The organism is Roseomonas populi (assembly GCF_024594815.1).
Taxonomy (GTDB): Bacteria; Pseudomonadota; Alphaproteobacteria; order Acetobacterales; family Acetobacteraceae; genus Roseomonas; species Roseomonas populi.
In genome coordinates, this window is the sequence record NZ_JANJOU010000001.1 from 69,869 (window position 1) to 91,601 (window position 21,733).

Sequence of the window (21,733 nt, forward strand, 5' to 3'; positions counted from 1 at the left end):
TCAGCGGGTCTCCATCTTCATGGACTGGGCGTCGACCGGGCTGGGCAGCACCACGTCGGTCCACAGTTCGGATTCGTCGGGCTCGGGGCTGGACTGCGCGAACTCCGCGCTGTCCTGCACGATCGCCTTCACCTCGTCGTCCACCGCCTTCAGCTCGGCCTCGCTGCGGCCCTGCTCCAGCAGCAGCTTCCGCACCTGCTCGATCGGGTCGCTGTTCTCGCGCATCCCCTGTACCTCCTCGCGGGTGCGGTACTTCGCGGGGTCTGACATCGAGTGGCCGCGGTAGCGGTAGGTCTGCATCTCCAGCAGGTACGGTCCCTTGCCCTCGCGGCAGTGGGCCACGGCGCGCTCGCCGGCCTCCTTCACCGCCAGCACGTCCATGCCGTTCACCTTCTCGCCCGGGATGCCCCAAGGCGCGCCGTTCTGCGACAGGTCCTTGGAGGCGGAGGCGCGCTCCACGCTCGTGCCCATGCCGTAGCGGTTGTTCTCGATAATGAAGATGCAGGGCAGCTTGAGCAGGGCGGCGAGGTTGAAGCTCTCGAACACCTGGCCCTGGTTGGAGGCACCCTCGCCGAAATAGGCGAGCGCGACCTGCCCATTCTCCTTGTACCAGTTGTGGAAGGCGAGCCCGAGGCCCAGCGGAACCTGCGCCGCCACGATGCCGTGGCCGCCGTAGAAGCCCTTCTCGCGGGAGAACATGTGCATGCTCCCGCCCTTGCCCTTGGAGTAGCCGCCGATGCGCCCGGTCAGCTCCGCCATCACGCCGCGGGCCTCCATGCCCGTGGCCAGCATGTGGCCGTGGTCGCGGTAGGAGGTGATGACCTGGTCGCCCTCCTTCAGGGTCATCTGCATGCCCACCACCACGGCCTCCTGACCGATGTAGAGGTGGCAGAAGCCGCCGATCAGGCCCATCCCGTAGAGCTGGCCCGCCTTCTCCTCGAAGCGCCGGATCAGCAGCATCTCGCGGTAGGCCTTGGCCAGAAGGTCCTGGTTGTGGCCGGCGGAAGGCGGAGATTCCTTGCCGTTCCCGCGGCGCTTCGCCGCGCTGTCGGTCCCGAGGGCCATGAGGTTCTCCTGCGTTAAAAGTCGGCCAAGTGGCCGTCTTTCATGCGCAGATACGGTTGGCGCCGGGCTTCAGCAAGCTACAAGACTCAGCTAAGTCATTGATGTTGCATTGCAACATCGCGAATATCAGGTCCGCTTTCGTAATAATGAGGTCCGGGACGCCGAACGGCGCGGCAGGAACCCCCGCCGCGCCGCCCACAAGCCTGCCGTGCCGGCCCCTTAAAAGAGGCGGCGGTTCGGCGCGTAGGGAACGATGATCTCGTCCTTGGCGACCACGTTGAGCAGCGCGCGGGCGCGCTCCTCCAGCATGTCGCGGTCCAGGTGCTCGGCTCTCAGGCCGGCGACCTTGCGCTCCATCGCATCCCGCTCGGCCTCGGCCTCGGCCAGCACGATACGGGCGGCCGCGATCTCGGCGTTGCGGGCATCGCGCGCGATCAGCCCGCGCGTCCCGTGGATGGCGTGGTGGGCGAAGTAGCCGCACAGCGCGAAGAAAATGGTTGGAAGCACCAAGGCCTGAGCCCGGCGCTTCACCCCCCTTAAAAAAGCCAACTGCCCCTCCCCCGAAGAGCTTAGGCCGATCGGAATGATCCCCTGTCCGGGAGTAAAATCGCCGCCACGCTGCGGCGCAAGACCATTCAGCCCAGGGTTGCGGAAATAGCTGTGGACGTTGCGCGCGCGCCGCGCTTTGCGGCGCGCGCAGCCGCGTTCAGCGCCCCTTCGGCAGCACGGTGCGGCCCGCGTAGCGCGCCGCCGCACCCAGGCCCTGCTCGATTCGGATGAGCTGGTTGTACTTCGCGAGTCGGTCGGAGCGGGACAGCGAGCCGGTCTTGATCTGGCCACAATTCGTCGCCACCGCGAGGTCGGCGATCGTCGCGTCCTCCGTCTCGCCGGAGCGGTGCGACATCACCGCCTTGTAGCCGGCGCGGTGCGCGGTCTCCACCGCCTCCAGCGTCTCCGTCAGCGAGCCGATCTGGTTCACCTTCACCAGGATCGCGTTGCCCACGCCCTTCTCGATGCCCTGGCGCAGCCGCTCCGGGTTGGTCACGAAGAGGTCGTCGCCAACGAGGTTCACCTTGTCGCCCAGCCGCTCCGTCAGCAGCTTCCAGCCGGCCCAGTCATCCTCGGACATGCCGTCCTCGATGGAGACGATGGGGTACTTGCCGCAGAGCGCGGCCAGGTAGTCCACCATCCCGGCGGCGTCGAGCTTCTTGCCCTCGCCCTCCATGTCGTAGGTGCCGTTCTTGAAGAACTCGGTGGAGGCGCAGTCGAGGGCGAACATAATGTCCTCGCCCACGCGGTGGCCGGCGGCCTCACAGGCGGCGGCGATGAAGTCCAGCGCCTCCTCCGCGCTCTTCAGGTTCGGCGCGAAGCCGCCCTCGTCGCCCACATTCGTCGCGTGGCCGGCGTCGTGCAGCTTCTTCTTCAGCGCCTGGAACACCTCGGAGCCGATCCGCACCGCGTCCGCCATCGTGCCGGCGGCCACGGGCATGATCATGAACTCCTGGATGTCGATCGGATTGTCCGCGTGCTGGCCGCCGTTGATGATGTTCATCATGGGCACGGGCAGCGTGCGCGCGAAGGTGCCGCCGACATAGCGGTACAGCGGCAGCCCGTAGTGCTCCGCCGCCGCCTTCGCGTTGGCGAGCGAGACGGCGAGGATCGCGTTCGCGCCCAGCCGCGCCTTGTTCGGCGTGCCGTCCAGCTCGATCATCGTCTCGTCGATCTTCACCTGGTCCGTGGCGTCGAGGCCGGAAAGGGCGTCGAAGATCTCGCCCTCCACGTTCGCCACGGCCTTCAGCACGCCCTTGCCGCCGTAGCGGGACTTGTCGCCGTCGCGCAGCTCCACCGCCTCATGCGCGCCGGTCGAGGCGCCGGAGGGGACGATCGCGCGGCCGATGGCCCCGCTGTCCAGCACCACCTCCACTTCCACCGTCGGGTTGCCGCGGCTGTCGAGGACCTCGCGGGCGATGATGTCGGAAATGGCGGACATGGTTGACTCCGGCTTTGCGGGGACGTTGCCGGGGCGATAGGGCGGCGCGCCCAGCGCCGCAAGAGGGAAGGCGTGCCCCTTCAGCCGGACTCGATGATTGCCTTGATGCGGGCGCCAAGGGCATCCATGGCGAAGGGCTTGGTCATCACGTGCAGCCCCGGCTCAAGCCGGTCGCCGGTTGCCGCCGTCTCGGCGTAGCCCGTGATGAACAGCACCGGAAGCCCGGGCCGGATCGCCCGGGCAGCATCGGCCAGCTGCCGCCCGTTCAGTCCGCCGGGCAGGCCGACATCCGTGACCAGCAGGTCGATCCGCCGCGCGCCGCGGAGGGTTTCCAGGCCGGAAGGGCCGTCCGCCGCCTGCAGAGCCGTGTAGCCCAGGTCCTGCAGGACCTCCGCCACCAGCATGCGGACGGTCTCCTCGTCGTCCACGACCAGCACCGTCTCACCGGCCCGTGCGCGGGGGGTCTCAACGGGCGCCGCGGGCGCCTCCTCCTCCGCAGCGGCCGCGAGGTGCCGGGGCAGGTAGACGATGATGGCCGTCCCCTCGTCCGGCGCGGACCGGATCCGCACCTGCCCGCCCGACTGCCGGGCGAAGCCGTAGACCATGGAAAGGCCGAGTCCGGTCCCCTGCCCCAGCGGCTTGGTGGTGAAGAAGGGGTCGAAGGCCCGCTCCAGCACCTCCGCGGTCATGCCCACACCCGTGTCGGTGACGCGCACCGTCACGTAGTCCCCAGGCGTCAGCCCCCTCCTGCGTGCCTCCTCGCCGGAGAGGGAAAGGTTCGCGGTCCCAACCGTCAGCACGCCGCCCCCGGGCATGGCATCCCGGGCATTGATGCAGAGGTTGAGGAGCGCGTTCTCCAGCTGGTTCGGGTCGCAGAGCGTCGGCCAGAGCTCGGGGTGGAGATGGGTTCTCACCTCGATCGCGGGCCCGACCGTCCGCTGCACCAGCTCGCCCATGCCAGTGATCAGCCGGTTTGCGTCCGTCGGCTTGGGATCCAGGGTTTGCCGGCGCGCGAAGGCCAGCAGCCGGTGGGTCAGCGCCGCCGCGCGCCCGGCCGCGCCCTGGGCGGCGCTGATGTAGCGGTCCAGTTCCCCCGTCCGCCCCTGGGCGATGCGGGTCTTCAGGAGATCCAGGCTGCCGGAGATTCCCGCCAGCATGTTGTTGAAGTCGTGCGCCAGCCCGCCCGTGAGCTGCCCCAGGGCCTCCATCTTCTGCGCCTGAAAGAGCTGCTCGCGGGATTGCTCCAGCTGCAGCTGTGTCTCCCGCCGCTCGGTCAGGTCGCGCGTGACCTTGGCAAAGCCGATGAGCGCGCCGGCCTCGTCGCGGATGGCGTCGATCACCACCCCGGCCCAGAAGCGGGTGCCGTCCTTGCGGCGCCGCCATCCCTCGGCCTCGTAGCGCCCCTCGCGCCGGGCGGTCTCCAGCGCCCGGTAGGGCAGCCCGGACTCGCGGTCCTCCTCCGTATAGAAGCGGGAGAAGTGCTCGCCCACGATCTCGTCGGCGGTGTAACCCTTGATGCGCTCGGCCCCGGTGTTCCAGTTCGTGACCTGGCCGTCCGGGCCCAGCATGTAGATGGCGTAGTCGTGCACGCCTTGCACCAGCAGGCGGAAGCGCCGCTCGGTCTCCAGCGCGGCCAGCTGGGCCGCGCGCTGTTCCGTCATGTCCCGCGTGACCTTGGCGAAGCCGATCAGCACGTCTCCGCGCCGGATCGGGTCGATCACCACCATGGCCCAGAAGCGGGTGCCGTCCTTGCGGATGCGCCAGGCCTCGGCGGTGAAGCGCCCCTCCTCGGCGGCGGTCCGCAGCGCCCGCTCGGGCATGCCGCGGCGCCGGTCCTCCTCGACGTAGAAGCGGGAGAAGCTGGTGCCGATCACCTCGTCGGCGGTGTAGCCCTTGATGCGCTCCGCGCCCGGGTTCCAGCTCACCACGATCCCGGTCGGGTCCAGCATGTAGATGGCGTAGTCGACCACCCCCTGCACCAGCAACTCATAGGAATCCGCTGCGAGAGACGGCTTTGATCGGCTCATAGGAACACTGATCGAGGTCTGGCCCACTTCAACTCAACCCGGTTGAAGCACTGATTCCGGCCGTTCTCAAGCAAGCCGCAAAAAAACGTTGCAACCATCACGCGAAAATCGCGCGGGAAGATCGCGTCGCTCCGGAGGGCAGCAGGGGGAGCGGACCGCCCCCCCCGGCGCATGGTCAGGCGGCCAGCTTGGCCGCGATGCGCGCCACGTGCTCGCCCTGGAAGTGGGCGGCTCCCAGGTCGTCCGGCGTCGGCTTCAGGCTGCCGTCCCCGCCCGCCACGGTGCTGGCGCCGTAGGGCGTGCCGCCCTGCACCTTCGTTACGTCCTGCAGCGGGGCATAGGAATAGGGCAAGCCGACGATGACCATGCCGAGGTGGTAGAGCACGTTGTTGGTCGCCAGGATCGTGCTCTCCTGCCCGCCATGGAGGCTGGCCGTGGAGGTGAAGCAGGACCCGACCTTCCCGTTGAAGGCGCCTCGGGCCCAGAGGCCGCCCGTTTGGTCCAGGAAGTTCTTCATCTGGGACGCCATGTTCCCGTAGCGGGTGGGCGTGCCAATGATGATGGCGTCGTACTCGGTCAGTTCGTTCACGGTGGCCACCGGGGCCGCCTGGTCCATCTTGTAGTGGGAGTTCCGCGCCACCTCTTCCGGCACAAGCTCCGGCACGCGCTTAACGTCCGCCGTCACGCCGGGCACGGCACGGGCACCCTCGGCCACGGCCTGCGCCATCGCCTCGATATGGCCGTAGCTGGAGTAGTAGAGGACCAGGACCTTCGCCATCGCGCTTAACCCTTGTTAGCGGCCCGCCGGGGTGGCGGGCCTGCCGCGGAGTTAGGTGAACGCGACGGCGCCGGAAAACGCTTGGCGGAAATGACCGTCATTCACGCCAAGCGATAGGCACGCCAAGCGATCGGCACGCCTCAGACGAGGCGGGCCTGCCGCACCGCCGCACCGATGAAGCCGGCGAAGATGGGGTGCGGATCGAAGGGCTTGGACTTCAGTTCCGGGTGGTACTGAACGCCGAGGAACCAGGGATGGTCCGGCCGCTCCACGATCTCCGGCAGAACGCCGTCCGGCGACATGCCGGAGAAGCGCAGGCCCGTGGCCTCCAGCTTCTCCCGGTAATTCACGTTCACCTCGTAGCGGTGGCGGTGCCGCTCCATGATCTCCGGCTTGCCGTCGTAGATCCCGCGCACCAGCGAATCCTCGGCCAGCAGCGAGGGGTAGGAGCCGAGCCGCATCGTGCCGCCCAGGTCGCCGCCTGCCTCGCGCTTCTCCACCTGGTTGCCCCGCTTCCACTCCGTCAGCAGGCCGACCACGGGGTCCTCGCAGGGCCCGAACTCGGTGGACGAAGCGTGGGGCAGCCCGGCCTGGTTCCGCGCCGCCTCCACCACCGCCATCTGCATGCCGAAGCAGATGCCGAGGAAGGGGACGCTCCGCTCCCGCGCGAACTGCACGGCGCGGATCTTGCCCTCGCTCCCTCGCTCCCCGAAGCCGCCGGGCACGAGGATGGCATGGGCACCTTCCAGCCGCTTGATCGCGCCCTCGCCCTCGAAAATGGAACTGTCCACCCAGTCCAGCTTCACCTTCACGTTGTGCGCGATGCCGCCATGGGTCAGCGCCTCGCCGAGCGACTTGTAGGCATCCAGCAGCGACATGTACTTGCCGACGACGGCGACCGTCACCTCGCCCTCGGGGTGCTGGAGCGCGTTGACGATCTTCTGCCAGCGGGACAGGTCCGGCTCGCCATAGACCGACATGTCGAAGTGGCGCAGCACCTCAACGTCCAGCCCCTCCGCGTGGTACTGCAACGGCACCGCGTAGATGCTGCTTGCGTCCAGCGCGGGGATCACGCTCTCCGGCCGCACGTTGCAGAAGCTGGCGATCTTGCGCCGCTCGTTCTCCGGAATCGGGCGGTCGCAGCGGCAGAGCAGGATCTGCGGCTGGATGCCCAGGCCCAGCAGCTCCTTCACGGAGTGCTGCGTCGGCTTCGTCTTCAGCTCGCCGGCGGAGGCGATCCAGGGCACCAGCGTCAGGTGGACGAAGAGGGAGTTGCGCGGCCCCAGCTCGTTCGCGAGCTGCCGCAGGGCCTCCAGGAAGGGCAGGCTCTCGATGTCGCCCACCGTGCCGCCGACCTCCACCAGAACGAAGTCGTAGTCCTCGACCCCGCTGGTGATGCCTTCCTTGATGGCGTCCGTGATGTGCGGGATCACCTGGACGGTGCCGCCCAGATACTCGCCCCGCCGCTCCTTCGCGATCACCTCGGAGTAGATGCGCCCGGACGTCCAGGCATCGGCCTGGTTGGCGTGCACCCCTGTGAAGCGCTCGTAGTGGCCGAGGTCGAGGTCGGTCTCCGCCCCGTCATCGGTCACGAAGACCTCGCCGTGCTGATACGGGCTCATCGTGCCCGGATCGACGTTGAGGTAGGGGTCCAGCTTCCGCATGCGGACCTTGTGGCCGCGCGCCTGTAGCAGCGCAGCCAGGGATGCCGCGGCGATGCCTTTTCCGAGGGAAGAGACCACGCCGCCGGTGATGAATACGTACCGCGTCATGGGAGGCCCTTATAACGAGCGATAGGGCGCCGCGGCCAGGGGCCGCGGACGCGGGAGTGCCATGCGCGGCCCCGGCTTGAACGGGGCCGCCACCGGAACAGTGGCTTAGTTGGTCGGGACGCTCGGCGCAGCCGGGGCAGCGGGCGCGGCCGGGAGGGCTGGCGCGGTCGCGGCGGGCGGCGAATCGAAGAGGGAGCGCTGCCGCCCCGTTCCCTGGTTCAGCAGGCCCAGCGCCAGCGCCAGCGCCATGAAGATTGTGGCCAGTACCGCCGTGGCACGGGTCAGCAGGTTGGCCGTTCCACGCCCGGACATGAAGTTGCCCATGCCCTGGGAGGAGCCGATGCCCAGCCCGCCGCCCTCGCTGCGCTGCAGCAGCACCACCCCGATCAGGGCGGCGGCGACGAAGAAGTGCAGGACGAGGAGGACGGTGGTCATGATTCCCGGCTTCTAGCCCTGTAACGGGTGCGGGGGGAAGGGTTTCAGGCCGGAACGGCCGCGGCGATGGCCAGGAAATCCTCCGCCTTCAGGCTCGCGCCCCCCACCAGCGCCCCGTCCACGTTCGGCAGGGCCAGGATGGCCGCGGCGTTGGAGGGCTTCACCGAGCCGCCGTAAAGAAGGCGGGTCGTCTCCCCCAGCCCGGGGAAGCGCGCCGCCACCTCGGCCCGCATCCGGTTGTGCATGGCGGAGATGTCCGCCTCCGTCGGCGTGCGGCCCGTGCCGATGGCCCAGACCGGCTCGTAGGCCACCACGCCCTTGGCCGCGGCGAAGTCCGGCGGCAGGGAACCGGCGATCTGCGCGGCCACCACCGCCTCCGCCTCCCCGGCGTCGCGCTGGGCCTCCGTCTCGCCCACGCAGACCACGGGGATCAGCCCCGCCTCGATCGCCGCCTGGGCCTTGGCCTGCACCTGGGCATCCGTCTCCCCGTGGTCCGCCCGGCGTTCGGAGTGGCCAAGAATGACGAAGCCGCATCCGGCATCGGCCAGCATGGCGGCCGAGACATCGCCCGTATGGGCCCCGTTCGCCTCCGCCGAGCAGTCCTGCCCGCCGATCGCCACCGGCTTCCAGCCCATGGAGGCGGCGGCGACGTGCAGGTGCAGGAAGGGCGGGCAGATCAGCAGGTCCGCGCCCGGCGCCCGGTCCAGCCCGGCCCGCACCCCCTCGGCCAGGGCCGCGGCGTCCCGCAGCGTGCCGTTCATCTTCCAGTTGCCGGCAATGAGGGGGCGGACTCCGGGGGTCATGGGCTCTCCTGGCGTGACGGCGCGTATCAGCGCCGCCTATCGGGAGGATGGAGGTTTGGCAACCGTATCCGGATAGGCTACCGCCCCTTCTCCGAACTTCCCCCAGCAGGGCCCGCCGCCGCCATGATCACCGCGTTCCGCCGTCTCGCCGGCACCTGGTTCGCCAGGGGCCTCTTCGTCCTGCTGGTGCTCTCCTTCGCGGTCTGGGGGATCGAGGACACCATCCGCAACTTCGGCCGAGACAATGCCGTGGCGCGCGTTGGCGGGCAGCCGATCGAGCTGGCGGAGGCCCAGAACGCCGCCCGGCGGGAGACGCAGCGCCTGCAGCGCCAGCTCGGCCCGCGCTTCGAGCCGAACGAGGCCTTCCGCCAGGCCGTGGCCCGCCAAGCGCTGGAGAACCTCATCGCCTCCCGCGCCCAGGACCAGGAGGCGCGGAGCCTCGGCGTCTCCGCCTCGGTGGACGCGGTCCGGGCCTATACCTTCGCCATTCCCGCCTTCCGCGACGCGGCCGGCCAGTTCAGCCCCTTCATCCTGCAGCAGTTCCTGCGCCAGAACGACCTGACGGAGGGCGACTTCACCCGCCTCGTCATCTCCGACCTGCAGCGGCAGCAGCTGGTGGGCGCCGTCCGCGCCGGCGCCCGGGCGCCCGAGACACTGACGAAGCTCCTCGCCGCCTTCGCCGGGGAGAAGCGGGTGGCCGAAGTGGCGGAATTCCCCCTGCTCAGCGCCCCCGAGGTGCCGGAGCCGACCCAGGCGCAGCTGGAGCGCTTCCACGAGAACAACCCCGCCGAGTTCTCCTCCCCCGAGTACCGCGAGGCCGCCCTCGCCCTCCTCTCTGCCGAGATCCTGCTGCCGAAGGTGCAGGTGACGGATGCCGAGATCGACGCCGGGCTGGAGGCGCAGCGCGAGCGCAGCGGCACGCCGGAGCGCCGCACGGTGGAGCAGGCCCTGGTCTCCACGAAGGAGGCTGCGGACGCGATCCGCACCGCCTGGACCGGTGGCGCCGACCTCCAGGCGATCACGACCCAGGCGCAGGCTGCTGGCGGCGCCGCGCTGGAGATGGGCCAGGTGACCCGCTCCGAGATGCCCGTGGAGAACATCGCGAACGCTGTCTTCGCCCTGCCGGATGGCGGTGTGAGCGAGCCGATCCAGAGCCCCTTTGGCTGGCACGTGATGAAGGTGACGGCGATCCAGCCCGCCACCGAAATCCCGATGGAAACCCTGCGCGCCCAGACCCGCGAGACGCTGGCGCGGGAAAAGGCCGCTGACCTCTCCTTTGAGGAGGCGAACAAGCTGGAGGACGCCCTCTCCGGCGGCTCCACCGTGGAGGAGGCGGCGCAGCGCTTCGGCCTGCAGGCCACCCGCGTGACGCTGGATCGCCAGGGCAATGGCCGTGATGGCCGCCCCGTGACCCTGCCCGGCGGCCCCGCCGCGCGCGCCGCGCTGATCGAGGCGATCTTCGCCAACCCCGCCGGCTCCGGCCCGCGCGTGGCGGAGGTGGGCCAGGCCTTCGCGGCGTTGGACGTGCCCACCGCCATCCCCGCCGCGCTGAAGCCCTTCGCGGAGGTGGAGGCTGAGGTGCGCCGCGCCTGGACGCTGGACGCCCGCCGCCGCGCCCAGGAGGAGCGCGCCACGGCGCTGATGACGGCCGTCCAGGGCGGGAAGGACTTTGCGGAGGCCGCGAAGGAGGCCGGGGTCGAGCCCGCCCGCATGGGCCCGGCCGCGCGCGACGCCCAGGGCCCAGCCGCGGGCGGCATCCCGGCCGAGCTGCTGCCCGGCCTCTTCACCCTGAAGCCCGGGGAGGTGACCATGGCCACCACCGCCGCCGGCTTCGCCGTGGCGAAGCTGGTGGAGATCATCCCCGCCGACACCGCGGCCGCCCCGGACGCCCAGGCGCGCGCCAAAACCGAGGTGGAGCAGGCCATGCAGGACGACCTGGAGGCCCAGTTCGCCGCCGCGCTCCGCGCCCGCGCCAAGGTGACGATCAACGAGGGCCTAATGGACCAGGTGGCCGCGAGATGACCGCCCCCGACAGCTACGCCGCCTTCGCCACCGCCCACGCGGCCGGGCGCGGGCAAGTGGTGTTCCGGGAGCGCGTCGCGGACCTCGACACCCCCGTCGGCGCCTTTCTCAAGCTCGCCGAGGGCCGCCCCAACACCTTCCTGCTGGAGAGCGTGGAGGGCGGGCAGAGCCGGGGCCGCTACTCCGCCATCGGCCTCGCCCCCGACCTGATCTGGCGCTGCCGGGACGGGCGGGCGGAGGTGAACCGCCACGCCCTTTCCGCCCCCCACGCCTTCGTGCCGGAGGAGGCGCCGCCGCTGGAGGGCCTGCGCGCCCTGATCCAGTCCTGCCGCATGGACCTGCCGGCCGGGCTGCCGCCCTGCGCCGCCGGCCTGTTCGGCTATCTCGGCTACGACATGGTCCGGCAGATAGAGCGCCTGCCGGCGGAGAACCCGGACCTGCTGGGCATTCCCGAGGCGATCCTCAGCCGCCCCACCCTGCTCGCCGTCTTCGACCACGTGCGGGACATCCTGACCCTCTGCGCGCCCGTCTATGCCGATAGGGGAGAGACGGCGCGCGAGGCCTACGAGGCCGCCCAGGCCCGGCTGGACGAGGCCGAGGTCGCGCTGGACCGCCCGGTCCCTCGCCCTGCCCCGCCCGCCGCCCTGCCCCCGCCGGGCACGCCTTCCTCCAACTTCACGCGGGAAGGCTTCATGGCCGCGGTGGAGCGGGCGAAGGAGTTCATCGCCGCCGGAGACGCCTTCCAGATCGTCCCCAGCCAGCGCTTCCAGGCGCCCTTCGCCCTGCCGCCCTTCGCGCTCTACCGCGCGCTGCGGCGCCTCAACCCCGCACCGTTCCTGTTCCACTTCGACTTCGGCGGTTTCGCGGCCACCGGCGCCAGCCCGGAGATCCTGGTTCGGCTGCGGGACGGGGTGGTGACGGTCCGCCCCCTCGCCGGCACGCGCCGCCGCGGCGCGACGCCGGAGGAGGACAAGGCGCTGGAGAGGGAGCTTCTGGCCGATCCGAAGGAGCGGGCGGAGCACCTGATGCTGGTGGATCTCGGCCGTAACGACGTGGGCCGGGTGGCCGAAACGGGCAGCGTCCGCGTCACCGCCCAGTTCGGGATCGAGCGCTACTCCCAGGTGATGCACATCAGCTCCGAGGTGCAGGGCCGGCTGCGCCCGGGCCTGACGGCGCTGGACGCGCTGATGGCCGGCTTCCCCGCCGGCACGCTCTCCGGGGCGCCGAAGGTGCGGGCCATGCAGATCATCGAGGAGCTGGAGCCCTCCCGCCGCGGCGTCTACGCGGGCTGCTTCGGCTATTTCGGCGGGGATGGCGGCATGGACACCTGCATCGGCCTCCGTATGGCCGTGGTGAAGGACGGCACCATGTACGTCCAAGCCGGGGCCGGGGTGGTGGCGGACAGCGATCCGGCCTCCGAGGAGGAGGAGACCCGGCAGAAGGCCCGCGCCCTGTTCCGCGCGGCGGAGGAGGCCGTGCGCTTCGCCGCAGCCGCGCCCCGCAGGGCGGAGGGCTGAGCCGATGGATGGCGCCATGGAGCTGTTCGAGACGAATGGCGTCCGCATCGACCTGGCGCATCCCCGGATCCAGCCCGTGGCGGACGAGTTCCGCCGCGGTGCCTTCGAGGCGAGCGAGGCGAAGATCACCCGCCGCGTCGTGCGGCCCCATCATCGCATCCTGGAGCTCGGCACCTGCACGGGCTTCATCGCCATGATCGCGGCGCGGATCGTCGGCCCCGCCAACATCCGCTCCTATGAGGCGAACCCGGAGAACGCGGCGCTGGCCGCGCACCACTTCGCCGCGAACGGGCTGCCGGTTGAGCTCTACAACACCGTGCTGCTGTCCCGCCGCTCCGCGGCGACGCATCCCGCCACGGTGCCATTCTTCGTCTCCCCCTCCCTCGTCTCCTCCTCCCTCATCCCCATCCCCCGCCGGGGCACGGTGGATGTCCCGGTCGCGGTGTTCGAGGAGGAGGTGGCGCGCCACGGGGCCAACTTCCTCATCATGGACATCGAGGGTGGCGAGGTGGACCTGCTCGGCACGGCCGACCTGGACCCGATCACCGGCATTATCCTGGAGACGCATTACCGGAAGGCCGGGGTGGCCCCGACGGACGCCATGATGAAGCGCCTCTACGACCGCGGCTTCCGGATCAACCTGCGCAGCTCCGGGTCCGAAACGCTCCACCTCTACCGCGAGGGCCACGAGGCGGATCTCCAGGGCGCCTTCTAGTCCCGGCCCGGAGCTCCGTCTTGACCGGCGGTGGCCCCTGGGCCGAAGTGGGGCGGCCATGATCCTGCTCATCGACAATTACGACAGCTTCACCTTCAACCTCGTCCACTTCCTCGGGGAGCTGGGCGCGGAGGTGGCCGTCTGGCGCAACGACGCGCTCTCGGTGGACCAGGCGATCGAGATGAAGCCGCAAGCAGTCATCCTCTCCCCCGGCCCCTGCACGCCGAACGAGGCGGGGATCTGCCTGGACCTGATCGGCGCGGCCGCGGGGAAGGGCGTGCCCGTGTTCGGCGTCTGCCTCGGCCACCAGTCCATCGGGCAGGCTTTCGGCGGCGCTGTGGTGCGCGCCCCCCAGCCCGTGCACGGCAAGGTGCACGACATGCACCATGGCGGCAGCGATGTCTTCGCCGGCCTCCCCTCCCCCTTCAAGGCCACGCGCTATCACTCCCTCGTCGTGCGGCGGGACGACCTGCCGGAGACCCTGAAGGTCACGGCGGAGACTGAGGACGGGCTCGTCATGGGGCTCGCGCACCGCGACCTGCCGGTCTGGGGCGTGCAGTTCCACCCGGAGAGCATCGCCTCGCAGCACGGCCACGACATGCTGGCCAACCTGCTGCGCCTGGCCGGAATCAACCTGCCGCCCAGGGGCAATCCGCTGGGCGAACCTCTTCCCCAGGCCGCCTGAGCCATGTCCCTCAAGCCTGTCCTGGCCCGGCTCGCCGCCGGGGAGCGCCTTGCCGAGAGCGAGGCCGAGGCCGCCTTCGGCACGGTAATGGCCGGCGAGGCCACGCCCGCCCAGATCGCCGGCCTGCTGATGGCCATGCGCGTGCGCGGGGAGACGGTGGCGGAGATGACCGGCGCCGTGCGGGCCATGCGCGCCCGCATGCTGGCGGTCGAGGCGCCTGAGGGCGCGATCGACCTTGTCGGAACCGGGGGGGATGCCGCCGGTACCCTCAACATCTCCACCGCCGCCGCGCTGGTCGTCGCCGGCTGCGGCGTGCCGGTGGCTAAGCACGGGAACCGCGCCCTCTCCTCCCGCTCCGGCGCCTCCGACGTGCTCAGCGCGCTGGGCGTGAACACCGATGTTCCCATGGAACGCATCCCCGAGGTGCTGCGGGAGGCCGGGATCTGCTTCCTCGCCGCCCCGCGCCACCACGCCGCCTTGCGCCACGCGGCCGGCCCGCGCGTGGAGCTGGGCACCCGCACCATCTTCAACCTGCTGGGCCCGCTGACCAACCCGGCCCGCGTCCGCCGCCAGATGACCGGCGCCTTCGCCCCGCAATGGCTGCGCCCCATGGCGGAGACGCTCGGCCGCATCGGGACGGAGCACGCCTGGCTCGTCCACGGGCAGGGCCTGGACGAACTGACGGTGTCCGGCCCCTCCCAGGTGGTGGAGCTGAAAGGCGGCCACATCCGGGAGTTCGAGGTGGCGCCGGAGGATGCGGGCCTACCCCGCCACCCCGCCGAGTCCCTGAAGGGCGGCGAGCCGGCGGAGAACGCGGAGGCCGTGGTCGCGCTGCTGAAGGGTGAGGCCGGCGGCTATCGGGACTGCGTGCTGCTCAACGCCGCCGCCGCCCTCATCGTCGCGGGCCGGGTGGAGACGCTGAAGGAAGGCGCGGCGCTGGCCGCCGAGTCCGTCGCCTCCGGCCGCGCCCTGGCGGCGCTGGAGAGGCTGCGGGCGCTGACGGCCGCCTGACGCGGCGCCCGGCTCCCTTGCGCTCACCTCGAACGCGCCAGCCCCGGCCGGCCGGCGCTTGGGCGCTCCTGGGCCCGGGCGCCCGATCCGCATCCGGAACGTCCCGCGCGCGTTGCACCGGGGGCCCGGCCCGGCCAGACGGGCGCGACGCCCTGCCCCGCGCGGGTGCCGCTTGACGGCACCCGCGCAACAGCGCGAGGAACCGTCCACCATGGATCAGACCCTCCCGGTGACCGACGCGCCCCTTCCCGACACCAAGCGCAGCGCGGACCTGTCGGACACGCTCCGGCAGATACTGGCCGCCAAGTACGTGGAGGTGCAGGCGCGGCAGCAGGAAACCCCCCTGGCGGAGATGGAGCGGCGCGCCCGCGATGCCGGGCGGCCCCGGCCCTTCACGGCGGCCCTCTGCAACGCCGTGGCGGATCTTCGGGTAGGCCTGATCGCCGAGGTGAAGCGCGCCTCCCCCTCCGGCGGGCTGATCCGCGAGCCCTTCGACCCTGCCGGCATTGCCCGCGCCTATGAGGAGGCGGGCGCCACCTGCCTCTCCGTGCTGACGGACGAGCCCTGGTTCCAGGGCACCCCGGAGCACCTGCGCCTGGCGCGGGAGGCGACGAACCTGCCCGTGCTGCGGAAGGATTTCATGGTGGATCCCTGGCAGGTCTTCGAGGCCCGGGCCATGGGGGCGGACGCTATCCTCATCATCATGGCCGCGGTGACCGACGAGATGGCCGAGCGGCTGGAGGACACGGCCCGCGGCCTGGACATGGGCGTGCTGGTAGAGATCCATGACGAGGCGGAGCTTCAGCGCGCCCTGGGGTTGGAGACGCGCCTGATCGGCGTGAACAACCGCGACCTGCGCAGCCTCAAGACCGACATCGCCGTGACGGAGCGCCTGGCGCCGCTGGTCCCCGCCGACCGCATCCCCGTCGCCGAGAGCGGCATCCGCACCCCCGAGGACGTGCGCCGCATGGCCCATGCCGGCGCCCGCTGCCTGCTGGTGGGCGAGCACCTGCTGCGCCAGCCCGACCCCGGCGCCGCCGCCCGCGCGCTGGTGGAGGCCGCTTGAGCGGCCCCCTCACCCATTTCGATGCCGCCGGCCGGGCGGCGATGGTGGATGTCTCGGCGAAGGCCGAGACGGTGCGGGAGGCAACGGCCAAGGGCCGGATCACCATGCGCCCGGAGACCCTGGCCCTTATCGCCGAGGGCCGCGCGGGCAAGGGCGACGTGCTCGGCGTGGCCCGGCTGGCCGGGATCATGGCCGCCAAGCGAACCGCCGAGTTGATCCCCCTCTGCCACCCCCTCCCCCTCTCCTCCGCCAGCGTGGAGCTGGAGCTGGCGGAACCGGACGCGGTGGAGATCACCGCAACCGTTCGTACCGCTGGCCGGACGGGGGTGGAGATGGAGGCGATGACGGCCGTGACCGTCGCGGCGCTGACAGTTTACGACATGGTGAAGGCGGTGGACCGGGCCATGCGGATCGAGGCGGTAAGGCTGACGCGCAAATCCGGCGGAAAGTCCGGGTTCTACGAGGCCGAATAGGGTGATCCCCGTCGCCGAGGCGCTGGAGCGCATCCTTTCCGCCCTCTCTCCCACCCCCGCCGAGACCGTCTCCCTGCCCGAGGGCTGGGGGCGGGTCCTCGCGCGCCCCGTCCTCGCCCGCGTGACCCAGCCGCCCGCGGACGTCTCCGCCATGGACGGCTACGCGCTGCGGGCGGCGGATGGCGCGGTGGGGGGCAGGCTGCGCGTGATCGGCAGCGCCCCGGCCGGGCACCCCTTCGGCGGCACGGTCGGCCCCGGTGAGGCCGTGCGGATCTTCACCGGCGGCGCCGTGCCCCCGGGTGCGGATTCCATCCTGCTGCAGGAGGACGCGACGGCCGGGGACGGCTTCGTGACCCCGACCGAGGCCGTGCGGGAGGGCCGCCACATCCGCCGCGCCGGGCTGGACTTCGCCGCTGGCGGGACGGTGCTGGAGGCGGGCCGCCGGCTGACCGCCCGCGACATTGGCCTGGCCGCCGCGGCGAACCACCCCTGGCTGCACGTCCATCGCCGCCCCCGGATCGGCATCCTCGCCACCGGGGATGAGATCGCCCTGCCCGGCGAGCCGATCCCGCCGGGCGGAATCGTCTCCTCCAACGCCCATGCCCTGGCGGCGCTGGTCCGCGCCTCCGGCGGGGAGCCGGTGGTGCTGCCGATCGCCGCCGACGACCGGGACGCGATCGCCGAGGCCGCGGCCGCGGCGGCCCGATGCGACCTTCTGCTGACCACGGGCGGCGCCAGCGTGGGCGAGCATGATCTCGTTCAGTCCGCCCTCGGGCCCCAAGGCTTCTCGCTGGATTTCTGGAAGATCGCCATGCGGCCGGGCAAGCCGCTGATCTGGGGCGACCTGCGCGGCACCCCGATGCTCGGCCTGCCGGGCAATCCCGTCTCGGCCCTGGTCTGTGCGGTGATCTTCCTGATCCCGGCCCTGCGGCGGCTTTCGGGCCTGCCCGCCGGCCCGGTGGAGACCCGCACCGCTCTGTTGGGCCGCGAGATGGGCGCGAACGACCGACGCCAGGACTATGTGCGCGCCGAAATCACCCGTGGTCCCGACGGTGCCCTCACCGTGAGCCCCCTCCCCCTGCAGGACAGTTCCATGCTCGCGGCTCTCGCCCGGGCCGGGGCGCTGGTGATCCGCCCGCCCCATGCCCCGGCCGCCCCGGCCGGCACGGCAGTGGAAATTGTGGAGCTTTCCTCGCTCGGCGTCTGAGGAGCGGCATTGACCGACGCGGGAGAACTTTCATAGAACTTCCGGCGGGGTTGCCCGTTTGTTCGTGCGGACAACCCAAGCCCTCGCCCCCAGGGAGACGCCCGGACCATGCTCACCCGCAAGCAGCATGAGCTGCTCACCTTCATCGACAAGCACCTGCGGGATACCGGCTTCTCACCCTCCTTCGAAGAGATGAAGGAGGCGCTGAACCTGAAGTCGAAGTCTGGCATCCACCGCCTGATCACGGCGCTGGAGGAGCGCGGCTTCCTGAAGCGCCGCGCCCACCGCGCCCGCGCCCTGGAGGTGCTGCGCGTGCCGGAGAGCCTCTCGCCCCGTGCCGCCCAGCCCGCGCAGGCGGTGCCCCAGCCCGCCCTGGCCGCGGCCCCGTCCTTCGCACCGAACGTCATCCGCGGCAACTTCGCGCCCAACCTGCCGGGCGCGGTTCGCACCGCCAACGATGCCGCCGCCGTCCACCTTCCCCTCTATGGCCGCATCGCCGCCGGCCTGCCCATCGAGGCGCTACGGGACATGGGCGAGAGCGTTGAGGTTCCCGCCGCGATGCTTGGCGGCGGCGAGCACTACGCGCTGGAGGTTTCCGGCGATTCGATGATCGAGGCCGGCATCCTGGACGGCGACACGGTCATTATCCGCCGCGGCGACACGGCCGATAACGGCTCCATCGTGGTGGCCCTAGTGGACGAGAACGAGGTGACGCTGAAGCGGCTGCGCCGTCGCGGCAACTCCATCGCGCTCGAGGCCGCGAACCCGCGCTTCGAGACCCGGATCTTCGGGCCGGACCGCGTGAAGGTGCAGGGCCGGCTTATCGGGCTGGTGCGCCGCTACCACTGAACGCGGGTGGGGGCTGCGTCAGCCCCCCTCCTCCGGCACCAGTTCCACCCCGTCCAGCACCGCCGCGAACCCCGCCTCGCAGAACAGCCGCACCTCCACGCCGATCAGGTCTTCGGCCGCGGTGAAGGGCAGCGAGGCGGTCCAGCCCTCGGCGATCAGGGCCTCGCCCTGCACCGCGCGCGCGGCGATGCGGGAAGCGCCATTCCCGGTTGAAATGTCCATGACCGCGCCCCCCATGGCGGGCGCGCCTGGCCGGAAGCGCAGCCGCGCCGTCCAGCCCCCGCGCGCGAGGGGCAGGTAGGGGCCGAAAAGGCCTGTCCCGGCCCTCCCATCCAGCACGATCGCCCCGTTCTCCCGCCGGCCGACCGCTGTGTGCACCCGCTCGTCGGTGGCGGGGAGGTGCAGGGCCGTCCTCGTCAGGCGGCGGGCTTCCCACACCGTGGCCCAGGACGGGTCGGCGCAGGGGATGCGGCGGCCGGACCAGCCCGCACGGGCCAGGGCGCGCTGGAAGTAGTCCTCGTGGAAGCCCAGCTCCAGCCAGCCGTTCTTTCGGATTGCCCAGAGCGAGTTGCCGTCCAGCCGGACACCCCAGGGCTGGGGAAAGTCGGCGGTGATGGGCTCCCCGCCGAAGAAGAGCCGTCCCCCTTCCGCCACGCGCGCCTGCAGCGCCCTCAGCAGGCGCAGGTGGTCGGCGCAGTGGTGGAAGCACTCGAAGAAGAGCACGGCGTCGAAGGTCGCGCCGCTGCGCTCGGCCCAGAAGAAGTCGTCGTGGACCACTTCGATGGAGAGGCCCTCGCGCTCGGCACGGCGACGAATCAGCTCGCAGAAGCGCGGCTCCACATCCACGCAGGTGACGTGGTGGCCCAGCCGGGCCAGCTCCAGCGTGGTGTTGCCCCAGCCCGGGCCGAATTCCAGCACGCGGGACCCGGGCGGCAGGGCCATGGCGCGCAGGGCGAAGCCGATGCCCATCAGGTGCTCGCCCGCCGTGGTGCCGCTGCCCGTCGAGTAGGGGAAGGGCCGGCGCAGCGCGGCATCCACGTCCAGCGGCGTCGCCTCGTTCTCCAGCGCGTAGCCGCGCCCGGCGATGGTGGCGTAGATGCCCATCTGCGCCTCGCGATAGGCGTCCGAGAAGGGGTCCTCTGGCATTCCGGCGGGCGGGTCGATCCGGAAGGTGCCGAAGACGACGCGCATGGCGTCGTCGGAGATCCTCTCCGCCCGGTCGCACTCCGCGAGCGCCTCGTCCAGCTCCTCCAGACTCCGCAGCACGCGCATCAGAGGTTCTCCGGCCCGTCGTCGCAGGGGTCGTCGATGATGCCCATGGCCACCCAGGGCTGCGTCTCGGAATTCGATTCGCCGGACGGGACGGAGGTGCGGATCTCCAGCGCCTCCTCGCGCGGGCGGATGGAGCGGGCGACCTGGCGGCGCATCAGGGTCTCGAAAAGTTCTATCCGGTCCCCGTGGCGCGCCAGCACCTCCCTTATCTCAGGCTTCGGGGAGCGGCGCAGCACCGCGAAGCCGCGCAGGGACAGGCCGGCGGAGTAGTTCCAGAAGCTGCCATGGGTGTGGCGGTTCCCCTTCTCGTCCGCCACGTCCACGACCACCCCGTCCTGCTTCACCGGGCCGCCGAGATCGACGGCGTGGGTGCCGATGGCGAAGGCGCTGAGCGCGTGATCCAGCGCGGGCGCGATGCGCGGGTCGTCGATGGCCGAGGCGGCGCGGGCCAGGGCCAGCACCGCGGCCGCGTGGCAGTCCAGGTAGGCCGGCTCGCCCTTCCCCATGGGGAAGACGGAAACGGGCTTGCCGATCATGTCCTTCGCGGGCTGCTCGAACGTAAGCAGCACGTCCACCGCCCGCCGCAGTGCCTCCCGGTGGCGGGGCGAGCCCGTGACGGCCAGCGCGTCCACCAGTCCCATCACCACGAAGGAGAGCGGGCGGGAGAAGATCGCACGCGGGTCCGTCTCCGCCGGGCGGAGCATGTTCTCCTCATAGGCGGCGAGAAGCTGGTCGTGCATCCCCAGCGCCTCCTCGACCATCGGCTTCGCCCCTTCCCCCGCGCGGGCCAGCATGCGGGCTCGCCGCGCGAAGGCGGCGAGCTCCACGCCGTAGTCGTAGGAGAGGGAGAGGTCGATGGGCTGGCTCGGCGGGCCCGCAGCCTCGGCCGCCATGATGGCGGCCATGTCGTCCACCCGGTCGTAGAAGCCGCCGGAGGTGAGAAGCTTCGTCTCCTCCACAGAAACCCGTTCGCCGCAGCGATCGCCGGGGAAGGCGTGCTCGGCGGCCACCCAGTGCAGGTTCCCTTCCTCCTGCGCGACGATGTTCAGTGCGGAGAACCGCCCGGGCTCGCGGGGCATGGAGTGGATGGCGGGTGAGAAGCCGCGCATGAACCGGTCCCGCGAGAGGGACCAGTAGGGCGCGCCGGAGAGGGGCAGCAGCCCCTGGGCGGGTTCCGAGACGCTCACCGTCAACGGCGCAGCGCCCGGGCGCCGGGCGCGCACGGCGTTGTAGGTCATGCCCAGCTCGCCATGGGTCAGCTGGTCCGCCGAGATCGTCAGCACGAGGTCGGAGACGGTCACGCCGGGATCGAGGTCGAGCGCCGCCTCCGCCCGGAAGACGGTTGTGCGCGCATCGAAGCGGTAGGTGTAGGCGAGACGCCCGAGGCGTAGGTTCCGCCCCTCATGGACGAAGCGCAGCTCGCTCGCGTGGGTTAGCTCCAGCGAATCGCCGCGGTGCCGGATCTCCCAGGCATCGATGGCGTCCTCCACGTCCAGCGTGTAGCCCACACCGCCGTAGTCGAACCGCACGTAGTTGCCCGTCAGCATGACGTTGCGTGCCGTCCGCCCGTCGTGGAAGCGGACGCCGACCGTGACCACGCCCGCCGGCAGGTCGCAGGTGATGTCCATGAGGCTGTGGACGAAGCGGGCCCGCGCGCCATCGTTCTCCACCGCGTCCAGCCGGGCCTGGCCGAGGCGGCGGTACACGTAGGGGCCGCGGCAGAGGTCCCGCAGGAATCCGAAGGTCGCGTCCACCGCCTCAGGGAAGGCCCACCAGACCGGCGGGAGGGAGAGGAACTCCAGGACCTTCGCGTTGTCGTCGGACCAGAACCAGCGGTCCCCGTCCATCATCTCCTCGGTTTCCGCCACGGCATGACGGTTCCCGAAGCGGGGCCCGACGGGGTGCAGGAGATGGCGCACGATGAAGGCGGCGTAGGGAATCGGGTCTGTCGTCAGCACTGGCCTAGCCTGGATGGGGCTGGACAGGATGTAACCCGAAAGAGATGAAAAACCCATGGCCGCAAGCCGCCGGCGCAACCGGCAAGAC

19 protein-coding genes are annotated in these 21,733 nt (G+C 71.1%); 9 read left to right on the plus strand and 10 right to left on the minus strand.

Going from position 1 to position 21,733, the window contains the following annotated elements:
* The 8 genes from pdhA to tpiA form a co-directional block, all read right to left on the minus strand.
* The gene (gene pdhA, locus NRP21_RS00340) at positions 1–1,065 is read right to left on the minus strand and encodes a pyruvate dehydrogenase (acetyl-transferring) E1 component subunit alpha (RefSeq protein WP_257714182.1); all 1,065 of its coding nucleotides are present in this window, start codon (positions 1,063–1,065) and stop codon (positions 1–3) included.
* A 219-nt stretch (positions 1,066–1,284) separates the two neighbouring features.
* Entirely contained in the window at positions 1,285–1,572 is a 288-nt protein-coding gene (locus tag NRP21_RS00345; protein WP_257714670.1) for an FtsB family cell division protein, read from the minus strand.
* Between the two features lie 199 nt (positions 1,573–1,771).
* Positions 1,772–3,055, minus strand: a complete 1,284-nt coding sequence (gene eno, locus NRP21_RS00350; protein WP_257714183.1) for a phosphopyruvate hydratase — start codon at positions 3,053–3,055, stop codon at positions 1,772–1,774.
* A gap of 80 nt (positions 3,056–3,135) precedes the next feature.
* Positions 3,136–5,034, minus strand: a complete 1,899-nt coding sequence (locus NRP21_RS00355) for a hybrid sensor histidine kinase/response regulator (protein ID WP_257714184.1) — start codon at positions 5,032–5,034, stop codon at positions 3,136–3,138.
* Positions 5,035–5,257: 223 nt separating this feature from the next.
* The gene (wrbA, locus tag NRP21_RS00360) at positions 5,258–5,860 is read right to left on the minus strand and encodes an NAD(P)H:quinone oxidoreductase (protein ID WP_257714185.1); all 603 of its coding nucleotides are present in this window, start codon (positions 5,858–5,860) and stop codon (positions 5,258–5,260) included.
* Between the two features lie 140 nt (positions 5,861–6,000).
* A complete protein-coding gene (locus NRP21_RS00365; RefSeq protein ID WP_257714186.1) occupies positions 6,001–7,632 on the minus strand; it encodes a CTP synthase in 1,632 nt (543 codons plus the stop codon).
* A 105-nt stretch (positions 7,633–7,737) separates the two neighbouring features.
* Positions 7,738–8,067 (minus strand): preprotein translocase subunit SecG, encoded by a 330-nt coding sequence (gene secG, locus NRP21_RS00370; protein ID WP_257714187.1) that lies wholly within the window; start codon positions 8,065–8,067, stop codon positions 7,738–7,740.
* A gap of 44 nt (positions 8,068–8,111) precedes the next feature.
* Entirely contained in the window at positions 8,112–8,870 is a 759-nt protein-coding gene (gene tpiA / locus NRP21_RS00375) for a triose-phosphate isomerase (RefSeq protein WP_257714188.1), read from the minus strand.
* A 123-nt stretch (positions 8,871–8,993) separates the two neighbouring features.
* Between tpiA and NRP21_RS00380 the strand changes: the two genes are divergently transcribed.
* From NRP21_RS00380 to lexA, 9 genes are all read left to right on the plus strand, one after another.
* Positions 8,994–10,892 carry a peptidylprolyl isomerase gene (locus NRP21_RS00380; RefSeq protein ID WP_257714189.1) on the plus strand — a complete coding sequence of 633 codons (1,899 nt, stop codon included), beginning with the start codon at positions 8,994–8,996 and terminating at the stop codon, positions 10,890–10,892.
* Entirely contained in the window at positions 10,889–12,409 is a 1,521-nt protein-coding gene (gene trpE / locus NRP21_RS00385; protein ID WP_257714190.1) for an anthranilate synthase component I, read from the plus strand. The genes NRP21_RS00380 and trpE overlap by 4 nt, the downstream gene beginning before the upstream one ends.
* 4 nt (positions 12,410–12,413) lie before the next feature.
* Complete coding sequence (locus NRP21_RS00390; protein WP_257714191.1) at positions 12,414–13,124, plus strand: FkbM family methyltransferase; 711 nt, start codon at positions 12,414–12,416, stop codon at positions 13,122–13,124.
* Between the two features lie 58 nt (positions 13,125–13,182).
* Positions 13,183–13,809: an anthranilate synthase component II gene (locus tag NRP21_RS00395; RefSeq protein ID WP_257714192.1), complete on the plus strand. Its 627-nt coding sequence runs from the start codon at positions 13,183–13,185 to the stop codon at positions 13,807–13,809.
* A 3-nt stretch (positions 13,810–13,812) separates the two neighbouring features.
* Positions 13,813–14,820: an anthranilate phosphoribosyltransferase gene (trpD, locus tag NRP21_RS00400; protein WP_257714193.1), complete on the plus strand. Its 1,008-nt coding sequence runs from the start codon at positions 13,813–13,815 to the stop codon at positions 14,818–14,820.
* Between the two features lie 211 nt (positions 14,821–15,031).
* Entirely contained in the window at positions 15,032–15,886 is an 855-nt protein-coding gene (gene trpC / locus NRP21_RS00405) for an indole-3-glycerol phosphate synthase TrpC (protein ID WP_257714194.1), read from the plus strand.
* Positions 15,883–16,359, plus strand: a complete 477-nt coding sequence (gene moaC, locus NRP21_RS00410) for a cyclic pyranopterin monophosphate synthase MoaC (RefSeq protein ID WP_257714195.1) — start codon at positions 15,883–15,885, stop codon at positions 16,357–16,359. The genes trpC and moaC overlap by 4 nt, the downstream gene beginning before the upstream one ends.
* Before the next feature lies 1 nt (position 16,360).
* A complete protein-coding gene (locus tag NRP21_RS00415; RefSeq protein ID WP_257714196.1) occupies positions 16,361–17,566 on the plus strand; it encodes a molybdopterin molybdotransferase MoeA in 1,206 nt (401 codons plus the stop codon).
* 108 nt (positions 17,567–17,674) lie between these two features.
* On the plus strand, positions 17,675–18,415 hold the full coding sequence (lexA, locus tag NRP21_RS00420; RefSeq protein ID WP_257714197.1) for a transcriptional repressor LexA: 741 nt from the start codon (positions 17,675–17,677) through the stop codon (positions 18,413–18,415).
* A gap of 18 nt (positions 18,416–18,433) precedes the next feature.
* On the opposite strand, the gene NRP21_RS00425 is transcribed toward lexA, so the two are convergent.
* Positions 18,434–19,687 carry a class I SAM-dependent methyltransferase gene (locus NRP21_RS00425; RefSeq protein ID WP_257714198.1) on the minus strand — a complete coding sequence of 418 codons (1,254 nt, stop codon included), beginning with the start codon at positions 19,685–19,687 and terminating at the stop codon, positions 18,434–18,436.
* Positions 19,687–21,645, minus strand: coding sequence for a hypothetical protein (locus tag NRP21_RS00430; RefSeq protein ID WP_257714199.1), 1,959 nt, complete (start codon positions 21,643–21,645; stop codon positions 19,687–19,689). Before NRP21_RS00430 ends, NRP21_RS00425 begins: the two co-directional genes overlap by 1 nt.
* Between the last annotated feature and the right edge of the window lie 88 nt (positions 21,646–21,733).

Coding starts and splice junctions, on each gene's coding strand:
- NRP21_RS00365 (WP_257714186.1), bottom strand. CDS start 7,632: ATGACGCGGTACGTATTCATCACCGGCGGCGTGGTCTCTTCCCTCGGA.
- pdhA (WP_257714182.1), bottom strand. CDS start 1,065: ATGGCCCTCGGGACCGACAGCGCGGCGAAGCGCCGCGGGAACGGCAAG.
- NRP21_RS00395 (WP_257714192.1), top strand. CDS start 13,183: ATGATCCTGCTCATCGACAATTACGACAGCTTCACCTTCAACCTCGTC.
- eno (WP_257714183.1), bottom strand. CDS start 3,055: ATGTCCGCCATTTCCGACATCATCGCCCGCGAGGTCCTCGACAGCCGC.
- wrbA (WP_257714185.1), bottom strand. CDS start 5,860: ATGGCGAAGGTCCTGGTCCTCTACTACTCCAGCTACGGCCATATCGAG.
- NRP21_RS00425 (WP_257714198.1), bottom strand. CDS start 19,687: ATGCGCGTGCTGCGGAGTCTGGAGGAGCTGGACGAGGCGCTCGCGGAG.
- tpiA (WP_257714188.1), bottom strand. CDS start 8,870: ATGACCCCCGGAGTCCGCCCCCTCATTGCCGGCAACTGGAAGATGAAC.
- NRP21_RS00390 (WP_257714191.1), top strand. CDS start 12,414: ATGGATGGCGCCATGGAGCTGTTCGAGACGAATGGCGTCCGCATCGAC.
- NRP21_RS00380 (WP_257714189.1), top strand. CDS start 8,994: ATGATCACCGCGTTCCGCCGTCTCGCCGGCACCTGGTTCGCCAGGGGC.
- trpC (WP_257714194.1), top strand. CDS start 15,032: ATGGATCAGACCCTCCCGGTGACCGACGCGCCCCTTCCCGACACCAAG.
- trpE (WP_257714190.1), top strand. CDS start 10,889: ATGACCGCCCCCGACAGCTACGCCGCCTTCGCCACCGCCCACGCGGCC.
- secG (WP_257714187.1), bottom strand. CDS start 8,067: ATGACCACCGTCCTCCTCGTCCTGCACTTCTTCGTCGCCGCCGCCCTG.
- trpD (WP_257714193.1), top strand. CDS start 13,813: ATGTCCCTCAAGCCTGTCCTGGCCCGGCTCGCCGCCGGGGAGCGCCTT.
- lexA (WP_257714197.1), top strand. CDS start 17,675: ATGCTCACCCGCAAGCAGCATGAGCTGCTCACCTTCATCGACAAGCAC.